The organism is Paenibacillus praedii, from assembly GCF_049725345.1.
Lineage (GTDB): Bacteria > Bacillota > Bacilli > Paenibacillales > Paenibacillaceae > Pristimantibacillus.
On record NZ_JBMWAM010000007.1, the window covers coordinates 186095 to 207325 of the forward strand.

A 21231-nucleotide genomic window follows, 5' to 3' on the forward strand; every position below is an offset into this window, starting at 1 on the left:
GACATTAAAGATAGCTTTCTCCTATTTGTCGATTTCTGATGACTTTGGTAGGTGTCCCATAAGCGATTGCATAAGAAGGAATATGGGATAAGACAGTCGATCCGGCGCCAATTACCGTATGCTCGCCAATCGTTATGCCATGAATGACAGCCGCGCCCATGGAGATGACGGAATAATCGTCAATTTTCACATTGCCGCCAGTGGCTGCTTTTGGAGCGAAGGTAACATAGCTGCCAACGGAACAGTCGTGGTCGACGGAAGCATGAGTATATAGAACACAATGCTCGCCGATTGCTGCATCGCTGTTAACGACCGCACCAGCCATAATGACGGTACCTGCGCCGATATCAGCGCCTCTGGCAAGAGAGGCTGACGGGTGAATGGCGGTAACAAAACGGAATTCGGGATATATAGCGCGAATACTAGCCGTAATTTGCGATCTCTTCCAGTTGTCCCCGACTGCTACGATACCACCGCTAACCTTTGCCTTATGAGCAGCAAGCCAGGTTTCATCTCCTAAAATCTCATAGCCGTAATAATGAGAACCTGCCGGCTTATAGTCATCAAGCAAGCCAATGATTGAATAGCGGGCGTCTTTTTCTAAGGTGTCAATTACAGCTTTCGCATGGCCGCCGGCACCGTATACGATAATGTTCTGCAGCAATTATAATCTCCCCTTACTGAGTGAAGTCCAATCTTTGATCTCTTTCATTCTAGCAGAACGAAATCATTTTATCTAAAGAAAGCGTTAACTTTCGTAATAGGAATTGACATAAATTATATAAGGTGATAGTCTGTAGAGGTGTTCTTATTATAGAACAAAAATATAATTTTGTTCGTTATTGGTTGAATAGGTTGAAGGAGAATTTCATGGGTAATTACGGAAAATTTCATAATGAGGAAGAAATGTTAGATGAGCTGAAGCTCATACTCGTGTTACTCGCGAAGGATGACAGCATGGATATCATGCTTGATTTGCAGGAGTTGATTAAAGGAACAGATTGGGATCGGTTTATAAAACTGGCTAGACATCATCGTGTATTCCCTTTGCTTCATCGCAGGCTTCAGGAGTTGAAAACTGAAGTTATACCGACTTTTGTAACTCATATGTTCAATCGGGATTATTACCGCAATACGCTGCAGATGCTTGGGTTGAGCGGTGAAATGGAGCAGCTGGCCAAAGCGTTCTCCGATAATGGGATTCGTTCGTTGTTCTTGAAAGGTCCGGTCATAGCAGCCGACTTGTACGGCGATGTATCGCTTCGCACCTCCTATGATTTAGATCTTCTAATTACGTTTCAGCAGCTGGAGCAAGCCGAGAAGCTGCTTCTAACTCTGGGGTACGAGAAGAACGATTATACGGTCTCGAGCCTAAATGATTGGAAATGGAGACAATATCATACTACCTTCCTTCATCCAGGTAAGGGTATTAAGGTCGAGTTGTATTGGAGACTGATTCCAGTGCCTTCTAAAGAGCCCAGCTTCAATGAGCTATGGGAGAGAAAGAGGAAGAGCTCATTAATTAATCGTCCCATTTATTATCTTAGCCGAGAAGATTTGTTTCTGTTTCTCGTCTCTCATGGATCGCGTCGTGGTTGGTCAAGGCTTCGTTGGCTGCTGGATATAAAACAAATTGCCAACCAATCCATCGATTGGGTTAAGCTTGCGCGGTTATTGAAAAAGCATATGTGTTTACATACTGGAGGGCAGGCGTTGCTGCTAGCGGCTAGATTACTGTCTTTTCCGCTTCGTGAAGAAATGAAGCCGCTCCTATCAGACAGAAAAGCATATTGGTTAGCAGAAGATGCGATGTTTTATGTTTATAGATCAGTAAATTTACACACATCACCAATTTCTGATGAGGTTAATGAATATCACAAACGCTATTTATTCTCCTTGCTCACAACTTGTCAAAAAATAGTTTTTATAGCAAGTTTTATATATAATTGGAGAGATAAGAAACTTGAAAGCTGAAAGGAGAAAGCATTCGAACAAAATTAATTGACAACAATTAAGCGTAATGGTATTCTAATTTTGTTCTTTATAAAGAACTACGGTTGATGAAGAAACAATTGAATTTAGAGTAATCATCGATGTATGACGTAATATATTACGAATTTTAGATTTTTTTAAATGTCTTTTAAATAGAACAAAATAGCCATTGTTGGACAGTATCAATTGGGAGGGAATCATGAGTGCCTTAGCTGGAATCTATCATCTTAATGCAGAGCCGATTAATCTGGAAGACAGCATGAGTTTAATGGAACCCTTGTATAAGTTCTCTGTCGATGATGTCCAGACATGGCATCATGATCAAATTTTTCTTAGCAACCATGCACAATGGATTACACCGGAATCAGTTGATGAACGGAATCCTTATTATGATTCTGAAAGAAGGTTGGCCATTACCGCTGACGCGATCATCGACAACCGCAAAGAATTGTTTGATAGACTTCATGTTGAGCATGGCCTCAGACAACGGATGCCGGACAGCAAGCTGATCTTGCTGGCTTATGATAAATGGGGTGAAGAGGCCCCGAAATATTTAGTCGGCGATTTTGCGTTCATGATATGGGATGAGAAGAAACGGATGTTATTTGGTGCGAGAGATTTTTCTGGAAGCCGTACGCTATATTTTTATAAAAATCAGAATCGGTTTGCCTTCTGTACAATCATCCAGCCATTATTAAGCTTACCATACGTAGCCAAACGTCTAAACGAACAGTGGATTGCCGAGTATTTGGCAAACCCAGGAGTAATTGAAACGGTAGATGGTACTTCTACAGTATTTAACGAAATAGAACAAGTGCCCCCTTCGCATTCTATTTCAGTATTCGATGGCAAAATTGTGTTCTCAAGATACTGTACGATAACCAAGGAAGAACGCTTAAAACTAAAGTCAAATAAAGAGTATGAAGAGGCATTCCTGGATGTGTTTCAAAACGCAGTTAATGCACGGCTTCGTACCCACCGGCCTGTCGGCGCGTTTTTGAGTGGGGGACTGGATTCAGGCTCCGTTGTCAGCTTGGCAGCAAGACAATTGCATATGGAAAATAAGAGATTATATACTTACAGCTATATTCCAGTAGATGATTATATTGACTGGACACCCAAAAGTAAAATAGCTAACGAGAGGGATTATATCCAATCCACTGTCAAGCATGTTGGAAATATATCCGATGATTATTTAGATTTTAAGGGAAAAAGCCCGCTGACAGAAGTTGATGATTGGCTGGATATGCTGGAGATGCCTTATAAAATATTCCTCAATTCATTCTGGATTAAAGGGATAAATGAGAAAGCACACCAGCAGGGAGTAGGCGTGCTTTTGACCGGAGCAAGAGGAAATAATACGATCTCTTGGGGATCGGCGTTGTCTCACTACGCGATGTTATTAAAAAAGATGAAATGGATTCGACTTTATCAGGAAATGATTATGTACAGTAACAACAATGGGGTAAGAAAATCAATATTTATGAAGACCGTCACACAAAAAGCCTATCCTTTCCTAACTCGAATCAAGACTCCACAGAGTCACTACCTTTTCCCAAAGCTCATCAATCCTGAGTTTGCTCAGAAAACGGATGTTTACATGAAGCTGCAAAAACATGGAATCGATACAACTGGTTTTTCAACTCCTAAAAATATCTACCTAGCTAGAAAAAAGCATTTCGAGCAAACCTTCGTTTGGAATTTGAATGGCACATACGGAACGAAAGCATCTCTGCGTTACTCTTTATGGAATCGTGACCCGACCAATGACTTACGGGTGATCAAGTTTTGTTTATCCGTCCCAGAAGAGCAATATGTCCAAAATGGAATGGATCGGGCACTGATCCGAAGATCAACCGAAAATTTACTCCCGGATAACGTAAGGTTAAATCAAAAGATACGTGGTGTTCAGGGAGCTGACGGTATTCACCGGATGGTTCCGGCATGGAATTCATTTATTGCTGAGCTCCAGCAAATCAGCGATGATTCCGAAATTTCCAGGTTTTTAAACATACCTGTAATCAAGGAATCTATCACCAAAATTCAAGGGGACACTCGACCGGAAACTCCTTTTGATGCGGATTATAATATTTTAATGCGCAGCTTAATTCTTAACCGGTTTATAAAAAGTTATGCTTGAAGGGAGGTGATAAGATGAGCAAAACATGGGAAAAACCAGAATTGGAAGTACTTGATGTGAAAATGACTATGGCAGGATTTCCGGATCAAGTAACTGATTTCATTGACGAAAATGGTACTGAACAACTTATGGGACCTAGCTAGGTTCCAGATATCAAAATACTTACCATTTATGTTTCCTGTGTAAAGGCCCTTATACATTTTCAGTATGAGGGCTAGTTTTTTAAAATTTAGAGACGATGAGCTTGGAGTGGGGAATATGATAAGTACCGCGAAAAAAAAGATTTATCAAGCTTTCGGATTCAAAGTGGAAAGTGAGATTAGTTTACCGGAATTACTTCAAATAAGTGGATTTAATGGAGCTCCGGATATTGTAATAGAGGTTTCTGATTTATCCGACTTGTGGACACAATTAGAAGCTAAGAATGGGACCTATACAGTTAAAGGAAATACGATCATTTTCCAAGTTCCAAATGTTGCAACCTTTTGTATACAAGAAGGAAAGAAAATCATCATTTCACCCGCGATTGAGTCTGATATGGATGAAATTCGGCTATATATACTCGGGTCTTGCATGGGAGCATTATTGCTGCAAAGAAAAATGCTTCCGTTACACGGCAGCGCAGTTGCCATTGATGGAAAGGCCTATGCTTTTGTTGGCGAGTCAGGTGCTGGAAAATCGACGCTTGCCTCGGCTCTTCTAGGAAGAGGCTTTCCTTTATTAAGCGACGATGTAATCGCCGTCTCGCTTTCTGGAGATCAACAGATTCCGTATGTGATACCATCTTATCCTCAACAAAAGCTTTGGCAAGAAAGTATGGATCACCTTGGAATGGATTCAACCCAGTACCGGCCTTTAGTTCAAAGAGAAACCAAATTTTCTGTTTTGGTTACTTCAAATTTTCTCTCCAGCCCGTTACCGCTCGCAGGAGTATTCGAATTAGTCAAAACGGAAAAGGATAAGATTTACATACAGAAAATTTCCAGACTTGAAAGCTTGCCTGTATTATATCAGCACACTTTTCGAAACTTCCTAGTGAATCGCATGGACCTAACTGCATGGCATTTTGAAATGACGGCAATGCTTGCAAATCAAATGAATGTTTTCCGTTTGCAAAGGCCCGTTTCTGATTTTACCACACCAGATCTGGTATCGTTAATATTAACTACTATAAATAAGGATGTTGATAATCATGATTACTAATGAAATGATTTCATCGAATCACTGGGTTGTTCAAGGAAGCGGCAACATTGTAAGCGATATGGGTGAGGAAAAGGTTATGTTAAGTATACATAATGGTAAATATTACAATTTAGGTTCAATTGGTGGTTTTATATGGGAAAGTATTCACACGCCCATAACGGTTGAACAGCTGATTCATCAACTGATGGCCGAATACGATGTAGAAAAATCGATATGTGAGGAGCACGTGTTTTTATTTTTGGAACAATTATCGAAGGAAGGCCTGATTTCCATTAATAAAGAAGGAATTGCAAATGGCGATGGATTAGAAAGTACATAGGGGGATATAACTTGAAAGCTATTTTATACTTTACAAAGCGGTTATACTCCAATACTGGGAATATCCTCTATATGAATCTCTTAGGAATGATATGTATCAGTCTGTTAGAGGGGATCGGAATTCTCTTATTACTTCCAATGCTTAGCATGAGCGGCATTTTCGATATGAACGAGGCCGCAATCCCTCTCTCCGGAATGTTTAAATTTATCCGGGAGATCCCGCCATTATGGGGATTGACCTCTATTTTAGGTTTATATGTTCTGATTGTGCTTGGCCAAGGTCTCTTAAAACGGACTGTTACAATTCGTAACGCTAGTATACATCAATCATTTATGCACCATTTGAGAGTAGATACATTTGGCACTTTATTACTTGCTAACTGGGACTTTCATATAAGAAGAAGAAAGTCCGACTTTATCAATACGTTGACAGCGGAAATCGCTCGCGTCAGTGGAGGAATGAACACCATATTACTGATGGTTACCTCTATTATTTTCACCTTGATTCAGATCGGTCTTGCGTTTTGGTTATCTGCGAAGTTAGCGGTATTCGTGCTGGCTTGCGCGTTGGCCATCGCTTTGCTTTCCAAAAAGTTTGTTCATAAATCAAAATCTTTAGGACAGCAGTCAATGGATTTGGCCAAATCATATCTTGCAGGTATAACGGATCAATTGAACGGAATTAAAGAGATTAAAAGCAATACCTTGGAACAATCCCGTATGAATTGGATCATTTCTCTGGAACAAAAAATACAGCAGGAACAGCTCCAGCAAATCAAGGTAAAAACCTCCTCTCAATTTGTGTATCAGATTGCAGCCGGTATATTTATCGCTATTTTCATTTTCGTGTCGGTTAGAATATTTCATGCCCAGTTCGAGCAGTTGATTTTGATTATCGTAATTTTCTCCCGGTTGTGGCCTAAATTTAACGGTATTCAATCTAATATGGAGAGCGTAGCCTCTGCGATTCCTGCTTTTAAATCTTTAATGCTCCTTCACAATGAAAGCAAGGAAGCTATGGAATTTAATATTAGCGATCCATCCTATAAAAACATCAAGCCTTTAGTAATAGAGAAAGTACTCGAATGCAGCAATGTTTCTTTTCGCTACAACCGACAAGAATCTCAATATGCTCTCCGAGACATTAATCTACAAATCTCTTCGAATCGCATGACCGCCATTGTAGGACGCTCGGGAGCAGGGAAAAGTACTCTGATTGATATATTAATGGGGCTTATTCTACCGGAAGAAGGGCAGGTTCTGATCGATGGCGTTCCATTGACAAAGGAAAATTTATTGGCATTTAGGCACTCCATCAGCTATGTTCCACAGGATCCTTTTCTCTTCAATACAAGCATAAGGGAAAATTTGTTATTAGTTAAAACGGATGCAAGTGATGATGAAATTTGGGAGGCGCTTGAGTTTTCCGCATCTACCGCATTCGTTAGCAGGCTTCCGGAAGGTCTCGATACCTTAATCGGTGATCGTGGGATCCGATTGTCAGGAGGAGAACGCCAAAGGCTGGTGCTGGCCCGGGCTATTTTGAGGAAACCTTCTATTCTAGTATTGGATGAAGCAACCAGTGCACTGGACAACGAAAATGAATCAAAAATTCAGGAAGCGCTGGATCAGCTTAAAGGCAAGATGACGATTATTGTCATTGCCCATAGGCTCTCCACGATACGGAATGCCGACCAAGTCATTGTCATTGATCAAGGAACAATTGTTCAGACAGGGATATTTAAACAACTTGTGAATGAAAAGAGAAGCTTGCTGGGTCATCTGTTGGAACAACAGTCTGTCGTCTGGCCACATGGCTAAAAGAAGAATATATTAATTGAATCCGGAGAAGAAAATGGAAATGATAAATAAGGTGAGAAAGTTATGCTCGTTAGAATTGAAAACCGTGCTGTTATTTCTAGAGGCTTTTTTTTATTTAGGATGGGCACGCGTTCTTGTTTTAGCACCATTTTCTAAGGTTGCGCCTTCTTTAGGTGCTCAAATGGAGGAAACGACAAATGCCCCGTATGCTGGGAAGAAAGCCGAATTAATGAATGTACATCATGCGATTCAAATTATAAGCCGGCATACGTTTTGGGAAAGTAAATGCCTTGTAAGAGCTATTGCTGCTTTGAAAATGCTTGAAAGGCGTCAGATCGAAAGTACGCTATATCTGGGAACAGCCAAGGACGAATCAGGAAAAATGATCGCTCATGCTTGGCTTCGCAGCGGTTCGTTCTATATTACGGGAGAGGAAGGTATGGAACGATTTTCAGTAGTTGGAAAATTTGCAAATTATATAAGAGATTAAGGAAAGTGGAGTGGATTAAAGTGGATAAGGATTTCCAAATAGATGTGTCGCACTTTCCTAAAGAATTAACCTTGTTACTTTCATTAATGAGCACTAAAAATGGAGAAGGCTTACCTTCAAACAACAGTGAATATGTAAAAGACATGGATTGGAGTTTATTTCTGAAGCTAGCAAGGCATCATCGGATTTACCCCGTTCTATATAGAAAACTTCAGGAAATAGATGAAAGCTGGATACCCCAGAACATTATTCAATCACTACATCATGATTATCAAAAAAACACTTTTCAAATGCTAAAATTTAGCGCAGAAATGGAGCACCTATGCACACTGTTCTCTAAGTCTAACATCCGTTCTTTGGTGCTAAAAGGACCGGTTCTTGGTTCTGATCTTTATGGAGACATTTCACTTCGTACCTCTGGAGACTTAGACATACTGATTCCAATTCAGGATTTGGACGTTGTGGAGGAACTGTTAATAAAATTAGGGTATGTAAAAGATGAGTACATACAAGCCATATTGAATGACTGGAAATGGAGGCATCATCATATTACCTTTTTCCACCTCAAAAAAGGGATTAAAATCGAGGTGCATTGGAGATTAAATCCGGGTCCTGGGAAGGAACCCGGATTTAATGAATTGTGGGAAAGGAGAAGGATTAGCAAGATCACAAGTAATCCTGTCTCTTATTTAGGGAGAGAGGATTTATTCCTGTTTCTCGTCTCACATGGTGCTCGTCATGGCTGGTCACGACTTCGCTGGCTAGCGGATATAGATCAAATTTCCAAGCAAAATCTTAATATTTCAAGTCTTCGTCACCTTCTTAAGAAATATCAACTCCTTCATATTGGAGCACAGGCACTTATTTTAACCTCACAGCTCTTTCAAACACCTTTGACGGAAGAAATGAAATCGATAGCAGTAAAAATGCGCCCAATGCGCCTGGCAAAAGATGCGATTTTTTACATTCATCAAATGGTGAATTTGCATAATGAGCCTATTCCGGAGGATGTGGCAATATATCATAAACGTCATTTATTTTCATTAATGTCACATCAACAAAAAATGTTATTTATTATGAGTTTTCTTTATCCCTATCCGGAGGATGCGGCTACATTAACGTTGCCTAAACGTTTTCATTTTCTTTATTTCCCTTTGCGTCCAATTTTATGGGTTTGGAGAAAAATGAAAAAACAAGTTTTGAAAAAGGAAAATATACTATGAAACATATGAGGTATCTCGTAAAAAATGAATGATCTGGGTTCGACTTGCTAAGCTTAAGCATTGACATGTTCTATATATAGAACTAAAATAGATTTGAGTGATCTATTTTTTTAGAATTATGTTCTTTATAATGAACTTTAATTATTAATTTGTAATACCTGTTAATCATTAGCTGAAAAACGGAGGTTATAGGAATTATATGAATAATATTTTAATTTCCTCATTTGATATGGAAATTGGCGGAGTGGAACGAAGCTTGATCAATATGTTGGAACACTTCGATTACGATAATTATCAAGTGGACCTCATGTTATATAGCCATACTGGTGATTTAATGCATTTGCTCCCCGATGGACCCCGGTTGTTAGCAGAATCAAAAGTGTATAAAACCTTTAGATTACCAATCAGACAAACGTTAAAAAACGGTGAGTTCTCGATTGGGATTGCAAGGTTATTAGCGAAGTATAAGGCGTATTTTCATACTTCTAGCGAATCCGGCTATAAACAGATGCAGTACATGTGGAAATACTCATTGCCATTCCTGCCCGGATTAGACAAACAGTACGATGTGGCGATCAGTTATTTATGGCCGCATTACTTTGTTGCATATAAAGTGAAAGCAAAAACCAAGATTGCTTGGATTCACACTGATTTTTCGGTAGTAGATACAGATCTGAAGCTGGATGTACAAATGTGGAATGAATTCGACCATATTGTAGCTGTATCCGAAGAATGCAAGTTTGCATTTATAAAAAAATATCCGCTTTTAGAACGTAAAGTTATTGTAGTTGAAAATTTAACCTCCCATCACTTTGTTAGAGCAATGGCTGATGAGAAAATGGATAATCCGATGAGAAATGATAATCGATTTAAGCTGCTTTCAGTGGCAAGGCTATCTCATGCCAAGGGAATCGATAATGCGGTCAGAGCATTAAGGATATTAAAAGACAGGGGTTATAAAGATGTGGCTTGGTATGTAGTCGGCTACGGCGGAGATGAAACGATGATTAAAAATTTAATAAAAGAATACAGGTTGGAGAATGACTTTATTTTATTAGGAAAGCAAAAGAATCCCTATCCTTATATGAAGGAAGCCGATCTATATGTTCAACCATCCCGGTATGAGGGAAAGGCTGTTACTGTGGTAGAAGCGCAGATTTTGGCAAAGCCGGTGATCATAACGAATTATTCAACAGCAAAGAGTCAAGTAACTAATGGAGTGGACGGATATATTACAGACCTATCGGTTGAAGGAATTGTGGATGGATTAGAACGGTTATATTCGGATCATGAATTAAGAAAGAGTTTGTCCAACAACTGTGCAATAAAGGATTATGACAATGGTAATGAATTAGAAAAGCTCTATAAATTAATTAGTTAGGCTGGTAGGACAATGATACCAAAAGCCAGTGTCGTGGTTCCTATTTATATGGTTGAAAAATATCCGAATCGGTCCTTAACATCTTAAAGAATGCGAAAGAGCAATGTGGTTTTTTAATTGTAGGCGTTAGTACAGAAGAGCTTGTGATGAAATAAAAAAATAAATGGCCGGTTATTCCCGAAACGGAAAGAATGGCAATTGTACAATCGCTTAAATGTGTAGATAAAGTTGATCAACAGACACACCGTGATAAGAGAGAAGCAGTTTAATCAAGCAGGTGTTGAGATCGTATACTTTCCATACACACAGGACGTCTCATCCACAATGGTGAAACAAAAATATCATTATAAGGACGAGATGAAAATATGAAACCGGCAATCAGTATTATTGTTCCTGTTTATAATGAAAAACCATGGATGTAAAGATAAAATGGGGTATATTTGTAATAATTATAAAAAAGGAAATCTGAATAAAAATCTATGTATTGAAGTGAAGTGTGATTTATCAATATGTAAATTGGGTCGAGAAATCGCTAATAAACCGATAAGTGAGGTTACAGTGTGAAGATGAAAAAAAATCTAATATTTGTAATAGATTCATTAGATGTTGCAGGGGCTGAGAAAAGTTTAGTGACGTTGTTATCCATGATAGACTACTCTAAATTTTCAGTAGACTTAATGTTATTTGGACATGGGGGGGAACTAGAAGAGTTTGTACCGAAGGAGGTTCATGTTTTACCTCCTCTAAAGTATATAAAGTTTTCAAAGTTAAACATAAAAGAAGCAATAGTCTATTCATTGAAGAAACTTGATTTTAATTGGCTGCGCTCCAGGGCCAAATATTCCATAAGTATACGTATGAAAAAGTATAGTGATCCACAGAAAGCGAGAATATTTTGGCAAAGTGTTTCTCAGGCTATAGAGAGTAATTACAAGACATACGATATAGCGATCAGTTACGCTCAAGGAGTTCCGACTTTTTATGTAGCTGAAAAAGTAAAAGCAATGAAAAAAATTGCTTGGGTCAATACAAGCTTCAGGCTAGAAAATAAAGATAGGGAATTTCAAAAGAAGTTTTATGACCAATATAACCAAATCGTAGCGGTTTCTGATTCGTCCAAAGAGATCTTTATTGAAACATTTCCCGAATATACAGATAAAATGAGAGTTATTTATGATATTAATAATTCGGAACTTATTTTAAAGATGGCTGATATTGGAGAAAGTTTTGACGATCAATTTGATGGCATCCGAATTTTAACAATTGGGAGATTGAATCGTGAAAAGGGGTACGATATGGCACTAGCCGCATGTAGAAAGCTGAAGGATACAGGAATAAAGTTTAAATGGTATGTATTAGGAAAAGGTCCTCAAAAAGAAGAAATCGAAAAATTCATTAAAGAATATGGCTTATCAGATTATTTCATTTTATTAGGGGTTAAATCAAATCCATATCCCTATATTAAACATTCTGATATTTATGTACAGACATCCAGATATGAAGGCTTTGGGCTTGCCATCGCAGAAGCGCGTATGTTGAATGTTCCGGTCATCACTACAAAATTTGATGCTGTATTTAATCAAATGATAGACGGAAGAAACGGACTGGTGGTAGACATGAACGGGGATGCTGTGTATGACGGGATTATGATGATGATAAATAATAAAAGCCTAAGAGAAACCATTATCAATTACTTGCGGGTTGAGAAAAAGGGCAATGTCGAGGAGCTTGATAAGTTTTACCAACTAATTGGATAGCAGAAAGTGAGTAAGCTCAATGAATAATAAGAAGAAATTATTATTTATGTTAATTAACATGAATGTAGGCGGAACTGAGAAAGCTTTGCTAAACATGATATCGGAAATTCCTAAAGAGAGGTATGAAATCACCATTTTGATGCTCGAGGAAAAAGGTGGATTTTTAGACTATATCCCTAGTGAAGTGCGGGTTGAATACTTAAAGGGATATAAAGATATCAAACATATGCTGAATAAACCGCCACAAGTTTTAGCTTTAGATTTTGTTAGAAACAAGAAAATCATTAATGCAGTTAATCTGCTCTTTGTGTATTTATTATCAAAAATTAAGAGTGATAGAAGTTTATTCTTTAAATTTATTATAAAAAAATTCCCTGTTATAAACGAAGAATATGACTTAGCAGTGGCTTATGCAGGGCCTATGGAATTCATAAGTTTTTTTGTTGTGCACAAAATTAAAGCTAAGAAGAAAATTCAATGGATACATTTCGATGTTTCGAAAATAGGATTCAATAGTGAATTTGCCTCAAGGATTTTTAAAAAGTTCGATAAAATTTTTGTTGTATCTGAAGAAGGTAGAAATAAATTAATTCAAAGAATACCTGATATAAAGGATCGGACAGAGAAGTTTCTTAATATCCTATCACCTGATTTAATTACTCAAATGTCTGATGAGGGAGCTGGTTTTGAAGACAATTTTGAGGGAATAAGGATATTGACTGTTGGGAGGTTAAGTCAAGAAAAAGGTCAGGATTTAACCATTCCAGTATTAGCAAGACTTAAAGAAGAAGGATATAATATCAGGTGGTATTGCATAGGGGAAGGAAACGCGAGGAGCGAATATGAAAAACTTGTTAAATATTATGGTCTTGAAAATGACTACATACTTATGGGAGCTAATGCAAATCCATATCCCCATATGAAGCAGTGTGATATTTATGTTCAACCCTCCCGCCATGAAGGATATTGTATCACACTTTCAGAAGCAAGATGCTTTACTAATCCCATAGTTAGCACTAACTTTACAGGAGCAAAGGAGCAGGTTTCCCATAGACAGACGGGTTTAATTGTAGGCTTTGATACCCAACAGATATATATTGCAATCAAAGAATTGTTAGATGATGAGAATTTAAGGAATAAAATAAGATCTTGTCTGGAAAAAGAACTTGTCACAGATACAAAAAGTGAGATGGATAAACTTTATAAGGTCTTGAAAGCTGCTGAATACGACACCAGGTAGGGGGATTATAAATGAGGAAGACGAAAATATTATTCATGCTGAGTAGTATGAATATTGGTGGCGTTGAAAAATCGCTCCTGTCCCTGCTTTCTATTATCCCAAAAGATAAATATGACGTAACTATTCTTCTTCTGGAGAAAAAAGGTGGTTTTTTAGATTCCATTCCGGAATGGGTAAGAATTGAGGAAACTACTTGGTTTGAAGATGTAAAGCCTATTATCATGGAATCACCAAAGCGCACATTAAAGAACTACATGAATAAGAAACAATATATAAATATACCATCGTTTGTTTGTTCGTATTTAATATCTAAGTATCTAGATAATCGGTTCGTTTATTATCAACATGTTCTCAAAAGCGTTCCTCATCATATAAATACCTATGATGTCGCAGTATCCTATCAAGGTCCAACAGATATAATTGATTATTATATTGCAAATAAAGTAACCGCAACCCAAAAAATATCATGGGTACACTTTGATGTTTATAAACATATGATGAATCAAAAATTATATGAAAAACTATATAAAAGATTTGATAAGATATTTGTCGTTTCAAAAGAAGCAAAAAATCATCTGATAGCAAAAATACCGACTATTAAAAATAAAACGGATGTGTTTAATAATATCGTATCGTCTAAAATAATACACAATATGTCTAAAGAACCGATTAATCTATATGATGGCTTTAAAGGAATGAAAATCGTAACCGTAGGTAGGCTCTCCAAAGAGAAGGGTCAAGACATTGCAATTTACGTTCTTTATAAACTGCTCCAAGAAGGATATCAAGTGAGATGGTATTGTGTTGGGGAAGGTAGTGCTAGGAAAGAATATGAACGGTTGATCCATCAGTATAATTTAGTCAATGACTTTATTTTATTAGGATCAACACCAAACCCTTACCCAATTATAGCTAACGCGGATATATATGTTCAAACGTCCAGGCACGAAGGATATTGCCTTACTTTAGCAGAGGCTAAGTGCCTATCTAAACCTATTGTAACAACAAATTTCACAGGTGCAAATGAGCAGATTAAGGATGGGTATAACGGATTCATTGTAGAAAACGATGAAGGATTGTATGAGAAAATTAAATATATGATTGATAATCCATTTGAGCGAAATCGTTTAATTAAAACTTTAACAACAATTAATTGTGAAGAAACAACGCCAAAAGTATTTAATATTTGATTTTATTCTTGTTGATGATAGATTTCCATATAACAAATAAGCAGGGATTGAAGTGGATGAATGATGAGAACAAAACATTCTATCAATAATATATCAATAAGTATAATCTCCCAAATAATTATTGTATTACTTGGTTTTATAGCCAGAAAAATATTTTTGGACAGTCTGGGGGCATCATATCTTGGTATCAATGGTTTATTGACGAATGTCTTATCAATGTTAGTTTTAGTTGAAGGTGGAATCGCAATAAGCATTGTATACAACTTATACAAGCCTTTGGCAGAAGATAACAAAGAAAAAGTAATTGCTTTAATCCAATTGTATAAGAAAGCATATGGCATATTAGCAATAATTACATTAATTATAAGTGTTTGTCTCTACCCTCTTCTAGATCATCTGATGAAAGATGAAGTTCCAGTACCACATATTGAAATTATATATTCTATATTTGTAGCAAAGAGCATCCTCTCCTATTTAAACGCTCATAAATGGTCACTTATAACCGCTGATCAAAGAGGTTATGTATTGACCAGGGTTGATCTCTTATTTCAAGTTATCACAATGATTACAAGAATTATCGTGCTAATCACGACTGAGAACTATGTATTTTACTTGATATTAGAGCTTTTAGTATATTTGATTCAGAATATGGTTAATGGTCGAATTGTTAATAAAAGATATCCTTATATTAAAACGAAGCAAAAATATGCAATAGATAAAGATACAAAAAATAATATTATTAAAAATGTTAAGGCTATGTTTCTTCATAATATAGGTGGCTTTTTAGTATTCAGTACAGATAATATCCTAATATCATCGTTTATTGGTGTAGCAACAGTAGGGCTTTATTCAAACTATACAATGATCACACAGCAATTATCTGCATTAGTTAATTCTATTTTGGGTGGGATTGGATCCAGCGTAGGAAATTTAATTGCCACAGAAAGCAATGATAAATCCTACTCAATTTTTAAAATATCTTACTTCGTTAATTTTTGGATTTATTCATTTAGTATTATATTTTTATTTAATTTATTAGAACCCTTTATTAGTTGGTGGCTGGGAGATGGATACTTATTAGATAAACTAACTTTTGTGTTCATACTAATAAATTTCTATTTACTCGGAATGCGTACTGCAATTGGAACATTTAAGAATAAAGCTGGATTATTTACTCAGGATCAGTACATACCATTAATTGAAGGTTTATTAAATTTGATCGCATCATTAGTTTTTTTGAAATATTTTGGATTATCAGGAATATTTATGGGAACTGCGTTAAGTACGATTGCAACTGTTTGTTGGACTCAACCATGTATTGTGTATAAACATGTTTTCAATCGTCCAGTTCGGTCATATTTTAAGAACTATGGATATTATTTGTTATTAACTATTTCCACTTGCTGCATAACGACAATTTGTTGTAATTACTTTGTTGTTGGTGATACTTTCACCTCGTTATTAGTAAGAGGACTTTTTTGCTTATTAATTCCAAATTTCATTTATGTTGTAGTCTTTTATAAGAGCAATGAATTCCAATATCTAAAAAGTATTATATTTACTCTTATGTCAGATTTTAAAAAGATAGTATTCTCATCAAAGTATAATATCGCGAGGGAAAAACAAGGATCATGATATGAATGCTTAATCCTGGCAAACAAGCTATTTGGCCGACAGGAGACTCAGAAGGTTTAAGCGTCCATTCAGATCGTGGCGTTCAATACGGTCACAATTTGCTTTGCCATTAAAAGAATTCATCATAAATGTCATGAAATGAGCAATATTTGTTGACATGTTCTTTATTGAGAACTATTATATAAAATAAGTAGACAGCGCACTCCTTATTTAAATGATAAGTTTAAAAAATCTAGAAGAAGGATTTTTTTTGACCATTTTGTTCTATATAACGAATAACATTCTTCGGTGATATCTCCTTACCGCTATCAATGGAGGCACTCGGTCATGCTGTGGGTTGAATTCAACCTTAGACGCAAGTCGTCAAAAGTGGAATGTGAGGAAGGGTTTGATACCCTGATCAAGCAAGTGAGCTTATCAATATTATCTTGTAAAGGTGATCTCATATGATACATAGAGTACTGCATGTCGTAAGCGCCATGAACCGTGGCGGTGCGGAAACACTACTTATGAATGTCTACAGAAATATAGACCGATCGAAGGTACAGTTTGATTTTGTTTCACATCGAATGGAATCATGCGATTACGATGATGAAATCATTTCGTTGGGCGGCAGGATATATCGAATTCACAGTTTTGGTCAACAAGGTCCGATAGCGTATTTGAATGAATTGAAAAAAATTATGAGCCAAACAAACTATGTGGCTGTTCATTCGCACACTGATTATCAAAGCGGGTTTGCTGCTTTAGCCGGAAAAATGGCCGGAATAAAGAAGAGAATCTGCCATTCTCATAGCAATAACTGGGGGAGAGGAAATGGCTTGAAGGCAAGTATGATGTTTAAAGTTTTGCAAACCGTTATTCACTATGCCGCTACCGATTATTGCGCTTGCAGTGTGGAAGCTGCGCGGTTTCTATTTGGTTCATCGCTGACCGATAGCGGGAAAACCTTTGTGATGAAAAATGGAATCGAAATCGGCCGGTTCGTTAACATTGAAGCGAGTGTTCAACTAGATATAAAACAAGAACTAAACATAGCGTCAGAATCGAAAATTATTGGGCATGTCGGAACGTTCTCCCCATCCAAAAACCATACGTTTCTCTTGAAGGTTTTGAAGCAAATGATTGATGAAGAAAAGGACGTCATTGCAGTTTTGGTAGGGGATGGTGCGTTAAGGAGCAGTATTGAAGCTGAAGCGAGAAGAATGGGAATATTTAATCGGATTCGATTTTTGGGAGTAAGAGTGGATATCCCTAAACTCATGAAGTCTTTTGATGTGTTTGTTTTCCCTTCCGTATTTGAAGGCTTTGGCATCGTCACCGTAGAAGCGCAATGCTCAGGTACTCCTTGTGTGGCTGCGGACACTGTTCCTAAAGTTACGGATATGGGTGTGGGTTTAATGAGCTTTATTAGTCTTGATGAAAGTCTTGAAGCCTGGTCTCAGCAAATAAACATGGCCTTATTTATGAAGAAGCCCGATCAAAACACCATCCTTAACAAAATAGCAAGTCAGGGGTTTGATATCAGGGATAGTATACATGATTGGCTGGATCTATACGGAGTTTCCTAGGCGTAGAGTGTATACACTACATTTATTAAAACCAATTATTTCTGGAGGGTAATTAAATGGCCATACTCGTAACCGGCGGCGCCGGATATATAGGCAGTCATACCTGCGTGGAGCTGTTGAATGCAGGCTATGAGGTGATTGTTATCGACAATTTTTCAAACAGTAAACCGAATGCACTGAAGCGGATTCAAGAAATTACAGGAAGAGCCTTTGCGTTTTATGAGGTGGATCTTCTGGATCGTGAAGGGCTAGAAAGGGTATTTACCGAGCACCAGATCGATGCGGTAATCCATTTTGCCGGACTCAAATCAGTTGGACAGTCTACGAAAATGCCGCTGCATTACTATTTCAATAATATTAGTGGAACATTCCTGCTGTGCAAAACGATGGAGAAATACGGGTTGCGGAACTTGGTATTCAGTTCGTCGGCAACAGTATACGGTATGCCGGATTCTGTTCCGATTTCCGAGGATTTTTCATTGCAGGCCACCAATCCCTATGGTCGAACGAAACTTATGATTGAGGAAATTTTACGTGACATTTATCTGTCGGATAATCGTTGGAGTATTGCATTACTGCGTTATTTCAACCCAGTTGGCGCTCACAAGAGCGGCCGGATCGGGGAGGACCCTAACGGTATTCCGAACAATCTGATGCCTTATATAACACAGGTGGCAGTGGGGAAGCTGGAGAAACTCAGCATATTTGGCAATGACTATTCTACGCTGGACGGGACGGGGGTGCGGGACTATATCCATGTCGTTGACCTGGCAATGGGACATTTAAGCGCACTTGAAAGAATACTTTCGACAACGGGAGTAGAAGCATACAACCTTGGTACTGGAAGGGGATACACTGTATTGGAAATAGTTTCTGCTTTTCAACAGGCGTCGGGTATGAACGTTCCTTATACGATTTCCGAGCGGAGGACGGGAGATGTGGGAATTTGTTATGCCAATCCTTCTAAGGCGAGAACTGACCTCAATTGGGTAGCTCTCAGAGGGATTGAAGAAATGTGCGAAGATGCTTGGCGTTGGCAAATGAATAATCCGAATGGATATGAAGAAGAGGCTGAAGCAGAGGCTGGTACATACGAGGCTCGGGTCAAATGAACATTTCCGACAAACTTACCGCACAAATGCTGCACGAGATTGCAAACATCATTCGTCAAAAAGGCGAAACGGTCGAAAACATAGATGTTGTTAGCTTAATCGAAGAAATCAAACGGCAGATATTGAATTGCTGTACAAATCACAATGAAAATACTAGCGCTTGAGAAAATTTTTCCCATATTCTAATTAAATTTAAAATAATTTATTAAATCGACAAAAAAATATAATAAATAATCATTTATGTAAGACACGAATCGACAGCTTACGTAAATACGCTAGGTTATAATGCATAGGAGATAGTCAGTGACGAGCATAGGGAGACGTTGAAATGCGTTTATTATCTGGGCACCTTAAACGCATGGAGTCAGTGGTGCAACCGTCCCAATTTGAAAGGGGACTAGGATAATGGTACTGGTGGGATCAGAGAACAATCAAGATTTGGATATGGACTGGGTAGCATTAATCATGAGCGCGCGAACATTAGGATTAAGCAAAGAAGATATACGTAAAGTTCTTCTTATTCTTAAAGAAAGCGATAACGATGAGATGCAGGAAACAGCTGTGTAAATTTAAAAAGCGCTAATCGCGCTTTATTTTCCATTTGTTGAATTCGAGAAATTCTTTGAATTGATCCTTGCTAACGCCCGAGGCCATTGCTTCTCTAACCAATTCAGCCCATTCGCGATCAAACTGGTCAGGTGTCCGATCAGACTCATCGTAATTTAGAAAATCTTCAACAGCAACATTTAATACCTCTCCTATTTTTTCGAGGAATTGAATGGACGGGTTTTGTTGGAGCCCTCTCTCAATGGAACTAAGGTAAGATTTCGCGACACCAGCCCTTTGGGATAGTTCAGTAAGCGAAAGCCCCTTTCTCTTGCGCAGCATCTGAATGCGTTCTCCGATCATTACGAGTTCCTCCGATATCACATATGTGCAGTATTCTTTTCATTATAACCAAAAACTTCAATTCATGAAAGTATATAAATGGAATACATATCATAAGGGTAAGACATACAATACTTTAGTATGATTTATGTTTTCGACAAGTCTATAGTTACCAACAAAGGGGTGTTCCAAAAGGTCTGAACTGACCAAAGGGACGCCCTTTTACGGTGTCTGAATAGAGTCGCTTCGGTTGTGAATTGCTATTCTGTTGAATATACTGAATCATAGAGTAAATGCAAAAAGATTGATGAAAGGTGTGTGTTTGTGAGTTTCCTTGTTATAGTCGTCTTCATCTTTCTCATTTACATGTTCTTTTTTCTACCTACCATGTGGCTGAAAATTGAACGTGTACATCATCCCATCGGCCTCAATAAGCGTATATTGCAAATTAGCGATCTCCATTTTGATATGCTGCGTATCAGCCCGCGAAAAATTAGGCAAGTGATTATTGATTACAAGCCGGATTACATATTTCTGACCGGAGACTATACCTATAAGGCAAGCTTTTTGCCGCGCGCAGCGCAGTATTTCAAACTAATTGCAGGTTGCGGCATTCCCGTCTATGCGGTCCTGGGAAATCATGATTATGAGCTCCCTCGGCTGCAGCGTTTGCTGGATATCTTTAAGGTATATCATATCCGCGTCCTTCGTAACGAATCTGTTCAGCTTGCAGATTTCCAACTGGTAGGTATTGATGACGATTGCACCGGGCATAGCAGAATTCGTCCCGCTTTTAAGTATGTGGACGAAGAGAAGCCGATCGTTGTCATCACTCATGATCCAAACGTGCTCCTTCGGATCAAACGTCCTTATCATTATTTAATGGCCGGCCATCTGCATGGGAAGCAGTTGAACGTGCCTTTCTTTTTTTTGTTCAAGTCAAAGGGTCCTCTGTCGGAGAGAGGAATATACAAAGGCCTGTATACGAATGAGTACGGTGCATTTTATATTTCCAAGGGTATTGGCCAAGCAGGCGTCAATGCCCGGTTTATGGTAAGAAGCGAGCTAACGATTCATGAGCTTTGATGACGAGTCGGCGGATTATTCTTGCTGCGATTTTTGTGTGCTGTTTCTCGGAATGCAGCAGGCGGAATTCCTTTCACCTTGGTAAATGTCCGAGTGAAGTAATGGATGGATGATAAGCCGCAGCGCTCAGCGATTTCCTTGATAGGATCTACGGTTTGGGACAGCCATTACTCGGCTGCTCGAA

21 protein-coding genes and 1 riboswitch are annotated in these 21231 nt (G+C 38.0%); of the genes, 18 read left to right on the forward strand and 3 right to left on the reverse strand.

Annotation, left to right across the window (positions count from 1 at the left end):
• Nucleotides 1-4: 4 nt before the first annotated feature.
• Nucleotides 5-664, reverse strand: a complete 660-nt coding sequence (locus tag ACO9K6_RS09320) for an acetyltransferase (RefSeq protein WP_424767277.1) — start codon at nt 662-664, stop codon at nt 5-7.
• Nucleotides 665-870: 206 nt separating this feature from the next.
• Between ACO9K6_RS09320 and ACO9K6_RS09325 the strand changes: the two genes are divergently transcribed.
• The 17 genes from ACO9K6_RS09325 to ACO9K6_RS09405 all read left to right on the forward strand — a co-directional run bounded on the left by ACO9K6_RS09325 (nt 871) and on the right by ACO9K6_RS09405 (nt 19640).
• Nucleotides 871-1974 carry a nucleotidyltransferase domain-containing protein gene (locus tag ACO9K6_RS09325; RefSeq protein WP_424767278.1) on the forward strand — a complete coding sequence of 368 codons (1104 nt, stop codon included), beginning with the start codon at nt 871-873 and terminating at the stop codon, nt 1972-1974.
• 217 nt (nt 1975-2191) lie between these two features.
• Nucleotides 2192-4132 carry a lasso peptide isopeptide bond-forming cyclase gene (locus ACO9K6_RS09330; RefSeq protein WP_424767279.1) on the forward strand — a complete coding sequence of 647 codons (1941 nt, stop codon included), beginning with the start codon at nt 2192-2194 and terminating at the stop codon, nt 4130-4132.
• A 14-nt stretch (nt 4133-4146) separates the two neighbouring features.
• On the forward strand, nt 4147-4275 hold the full coding sequence (locus tag ACO9K6_RS09335; RefSeq protein ID WP_424767280.1) for a paeninodin family lasso peptide: 129 nt from the start codon (nt 4147-4149) through the stop codon (nt 4273-4275).
• Nucleotides 4276-4390: 115 nt separating this feature from the next.
• Nucleotides 4391-5335 (forward strand): HPr kinase/phosphorylase, encoded by a 945-nt coding sequence (locus tag ACO9K6_RS09340; protein ID WP_424767281.1) that lies wholly within the window; start codon nt 4391-4393, stop codon nt 5333-5335.
• A complete protein-coding gene (locus ACO9K6_RS09345) occupies nt 5322-5654 on the forward strand; it encodes a lasso peptide biosynthesis PqqD family chaperone (protein WP_424767309.1) in 333 nt (110 codons plus the stop codon). The genes ACO9K6_RS09340 and ACO9K6_RS09345 overlap by 14 nt, the downstream gene beginning before the upstream one ends.
• A 71-nt stretch (nt 5655-5725) precedes the next feature.
• Complete coding sequence (locus ACO9K6_RS09350) at nt 5726-7474, forward strand: ABC transporter ATP-binding protein (RefSeq protein WP_424767310.1); 1749 nt, start codon at nt 5726-5728, stop codon at nt 7472-7474.
• A gap of 34 nt (nt 7475-7508) precedes the next feature.
• The gene (locus tag ACO9K6_RS09355; protein WP_424767311.1) at nt 7509-7964 is read left to right on the forward strand and encodes a lasso peptide biosynthesis B2 protein; all 456 of its coding nucleotides are present in this window, start codon (nt 7509-7511) and stop codon (nt 7962-7964) included.
• 20 nt (nt 7965-7984) lie between these two features.
• A complete protein-coding gene (locus tag ACO9K6_RS09360; RefSeq protein ID WP_424767312.1) occupies nt 7985-9187 on the forward strand; it encodes a nucleotidyltransferase domain-containing protein in 1203 nt (400 codons plus the stop codon).
• 199 nt (nt 9188-9386) lie between these two features.
• Nucleotides 9387-10568, forward strand: coding sequence for a glycosyltransferase (locus tag ACO9K6_RS09365; RefSeq protein WP_424767282.1), 1182 nt, complete (start codon nt 9387-9389; stop codon nt 10566-10568).
• Nucleotides 10569-11134: 566 nt separating this feature from the next.
• On the forward strand, nt 11135-12325 hold the full coding sequence (locus tag ACO9K6_RS09370) for a glycosyltransferase (RefSeq protein WP_424767313.1): 1191 nt from the start codon (nt 11135-11137) through the stop codon (nt 12323-12325).
• 19 nt (nt 12326-12344) lie between these two features.
• The gene (locus ACO9K6_RS09375) at nt 12345-13565 is read left to right on the forward strand and encodes a glycosyltransferase (protein ID WP_424767283.1); all 1221 of its coding nucleotides are present in this window, start codon (nt 12345-12347) and stop codon (nt 13563-13565) included.
• 11 nt (nt 13566-13576) lie between these two features.
• Nucleotides 13577-14755: a glycosyltransferase gene (locus ACO9K6_RS09380; RefSeq protein WP_424767284.1), complete on the forward strand. Its 1179-nt coding sequence runs from the start codon at nt 13577-13579 to the stop codon at nt 14753-14755.
• Nucleotides 14756-14818: 63 nt separating this feature from the next.
• The gene (locus tag ACO9K6_RS09385) at nt 14819-16390 is read left to right on the forward strand and encodes a lipopolysaccharide biosynthesis protein (protein WP_424767285.1); all 1572 of its coding nucleotides are present in this window, start codon (nt 14819-14821) and stop codon (nt 16388-16390) included.
• Nucleotides 16391-16836: 446 nt separating this feature from the next.
• A complete protein-coding gene (locus ACO9K6_RS09390; RefSeq protein ID WP_424767286.1) occupies nt 16837-17961 on the forward strand; it encodes a glycosyltransferase family 1 protein in 1125 nt (374 codons plus the stop codon).
• 56 nt (nt 17962-18017) lie between these two features.
• The gene (gene galE, locus ACO9K6_RS09395; protein ID WP_424767287.1) at nt 18018-19073 is read left to right on the forward strand and encodes a UDP-glucose 4-epimerase GalE; all 1056 of its coding nucleotides are present in this window, start codon (nt 18018-18020) and stop codon (nt 19071-19073) included.
• On the forward strand, nt 19070-19237 hold the full coding sequence (locus ACO9K6_RS09400; RefSeq protein ID WP_424767288.1) for a hypothetical protein: 168 nt from the start codon (nt 19070-19072) through the stop codon (nt 19235-19237). Before galE ends, ACO9K6_RS09400 begins: the two co-directional genes overlap by 4 nt.
• Before the next feature lie 145 nt (nt 19238-19382).
• Nucleotides 19383-19464, forward strand: a riboswitch (cyclic di-GMP riboswitch).
• Nucleotides 19465-19478: 14 nt separating this feature from the next.
• A complete protein-coding gene (locus ACO9K6_RS09405) occupies nt 19479-19640 on the forward strand; it encodes an anti-repressor SinI family protein (RefSeq protein WP_424767289.1) in 162 nt (53 codons plus the stop codon).
• 12 nt (nt 19641-19652) lie between these two features.
• Here the strand turns inward: ACO9K6_RS09405 and ACO9K6_RS09410 are convergent, their stop codons facing one another.
• Nucleotides 19653-19982 carry a helix-turn-helix domain-containing protein gene (locus tag ACO9K6_RS09410; RefSeq protein ID WP_424767290.1) on the reverse strand — a complete coding sequence of 110 codons (330 nt, stop codon included), beginning with the start codon at nt 19980-19982 and terminating at the stop codon, nt 19653-19655.
• A 303-nt stretch (nt 19983-20285) separates the two neighbouring features.
• On the opposite strand from ACO9K6_RS09410, the gene ACO9K6_RS09415 reads away from it, so the two are divergent.
• Entirely contained in the window at nt 20286-21047 is a 762-nt protein-coding gene (locus ACO9K6_RS09415; RefSeq protein WP_424767291.1) for a metallophosphoesterase, read from the forward strand.
• Here the strand turns inward: ACO9K6_RS09415 and ACO9K6_RS09420 are convergent.
• Complete coding sequence (locus tag ACO9K6_RS09420) at nt 21035-21211, reverse strand: helix-turn-helix domain-containing protein (RefSeq protein ID WP_424767314.1); 177 nt, start codon at nt 21209-21211, stop codon at nt 21035-21037. The two genes, ACO9K6_RS09415 and ACO9K6_RS09420, sit on opposite strands and share 13 nt — an antisense overlap.
• Nucleotides 21212-21231 lie beyond the last annotated feature (20 nt).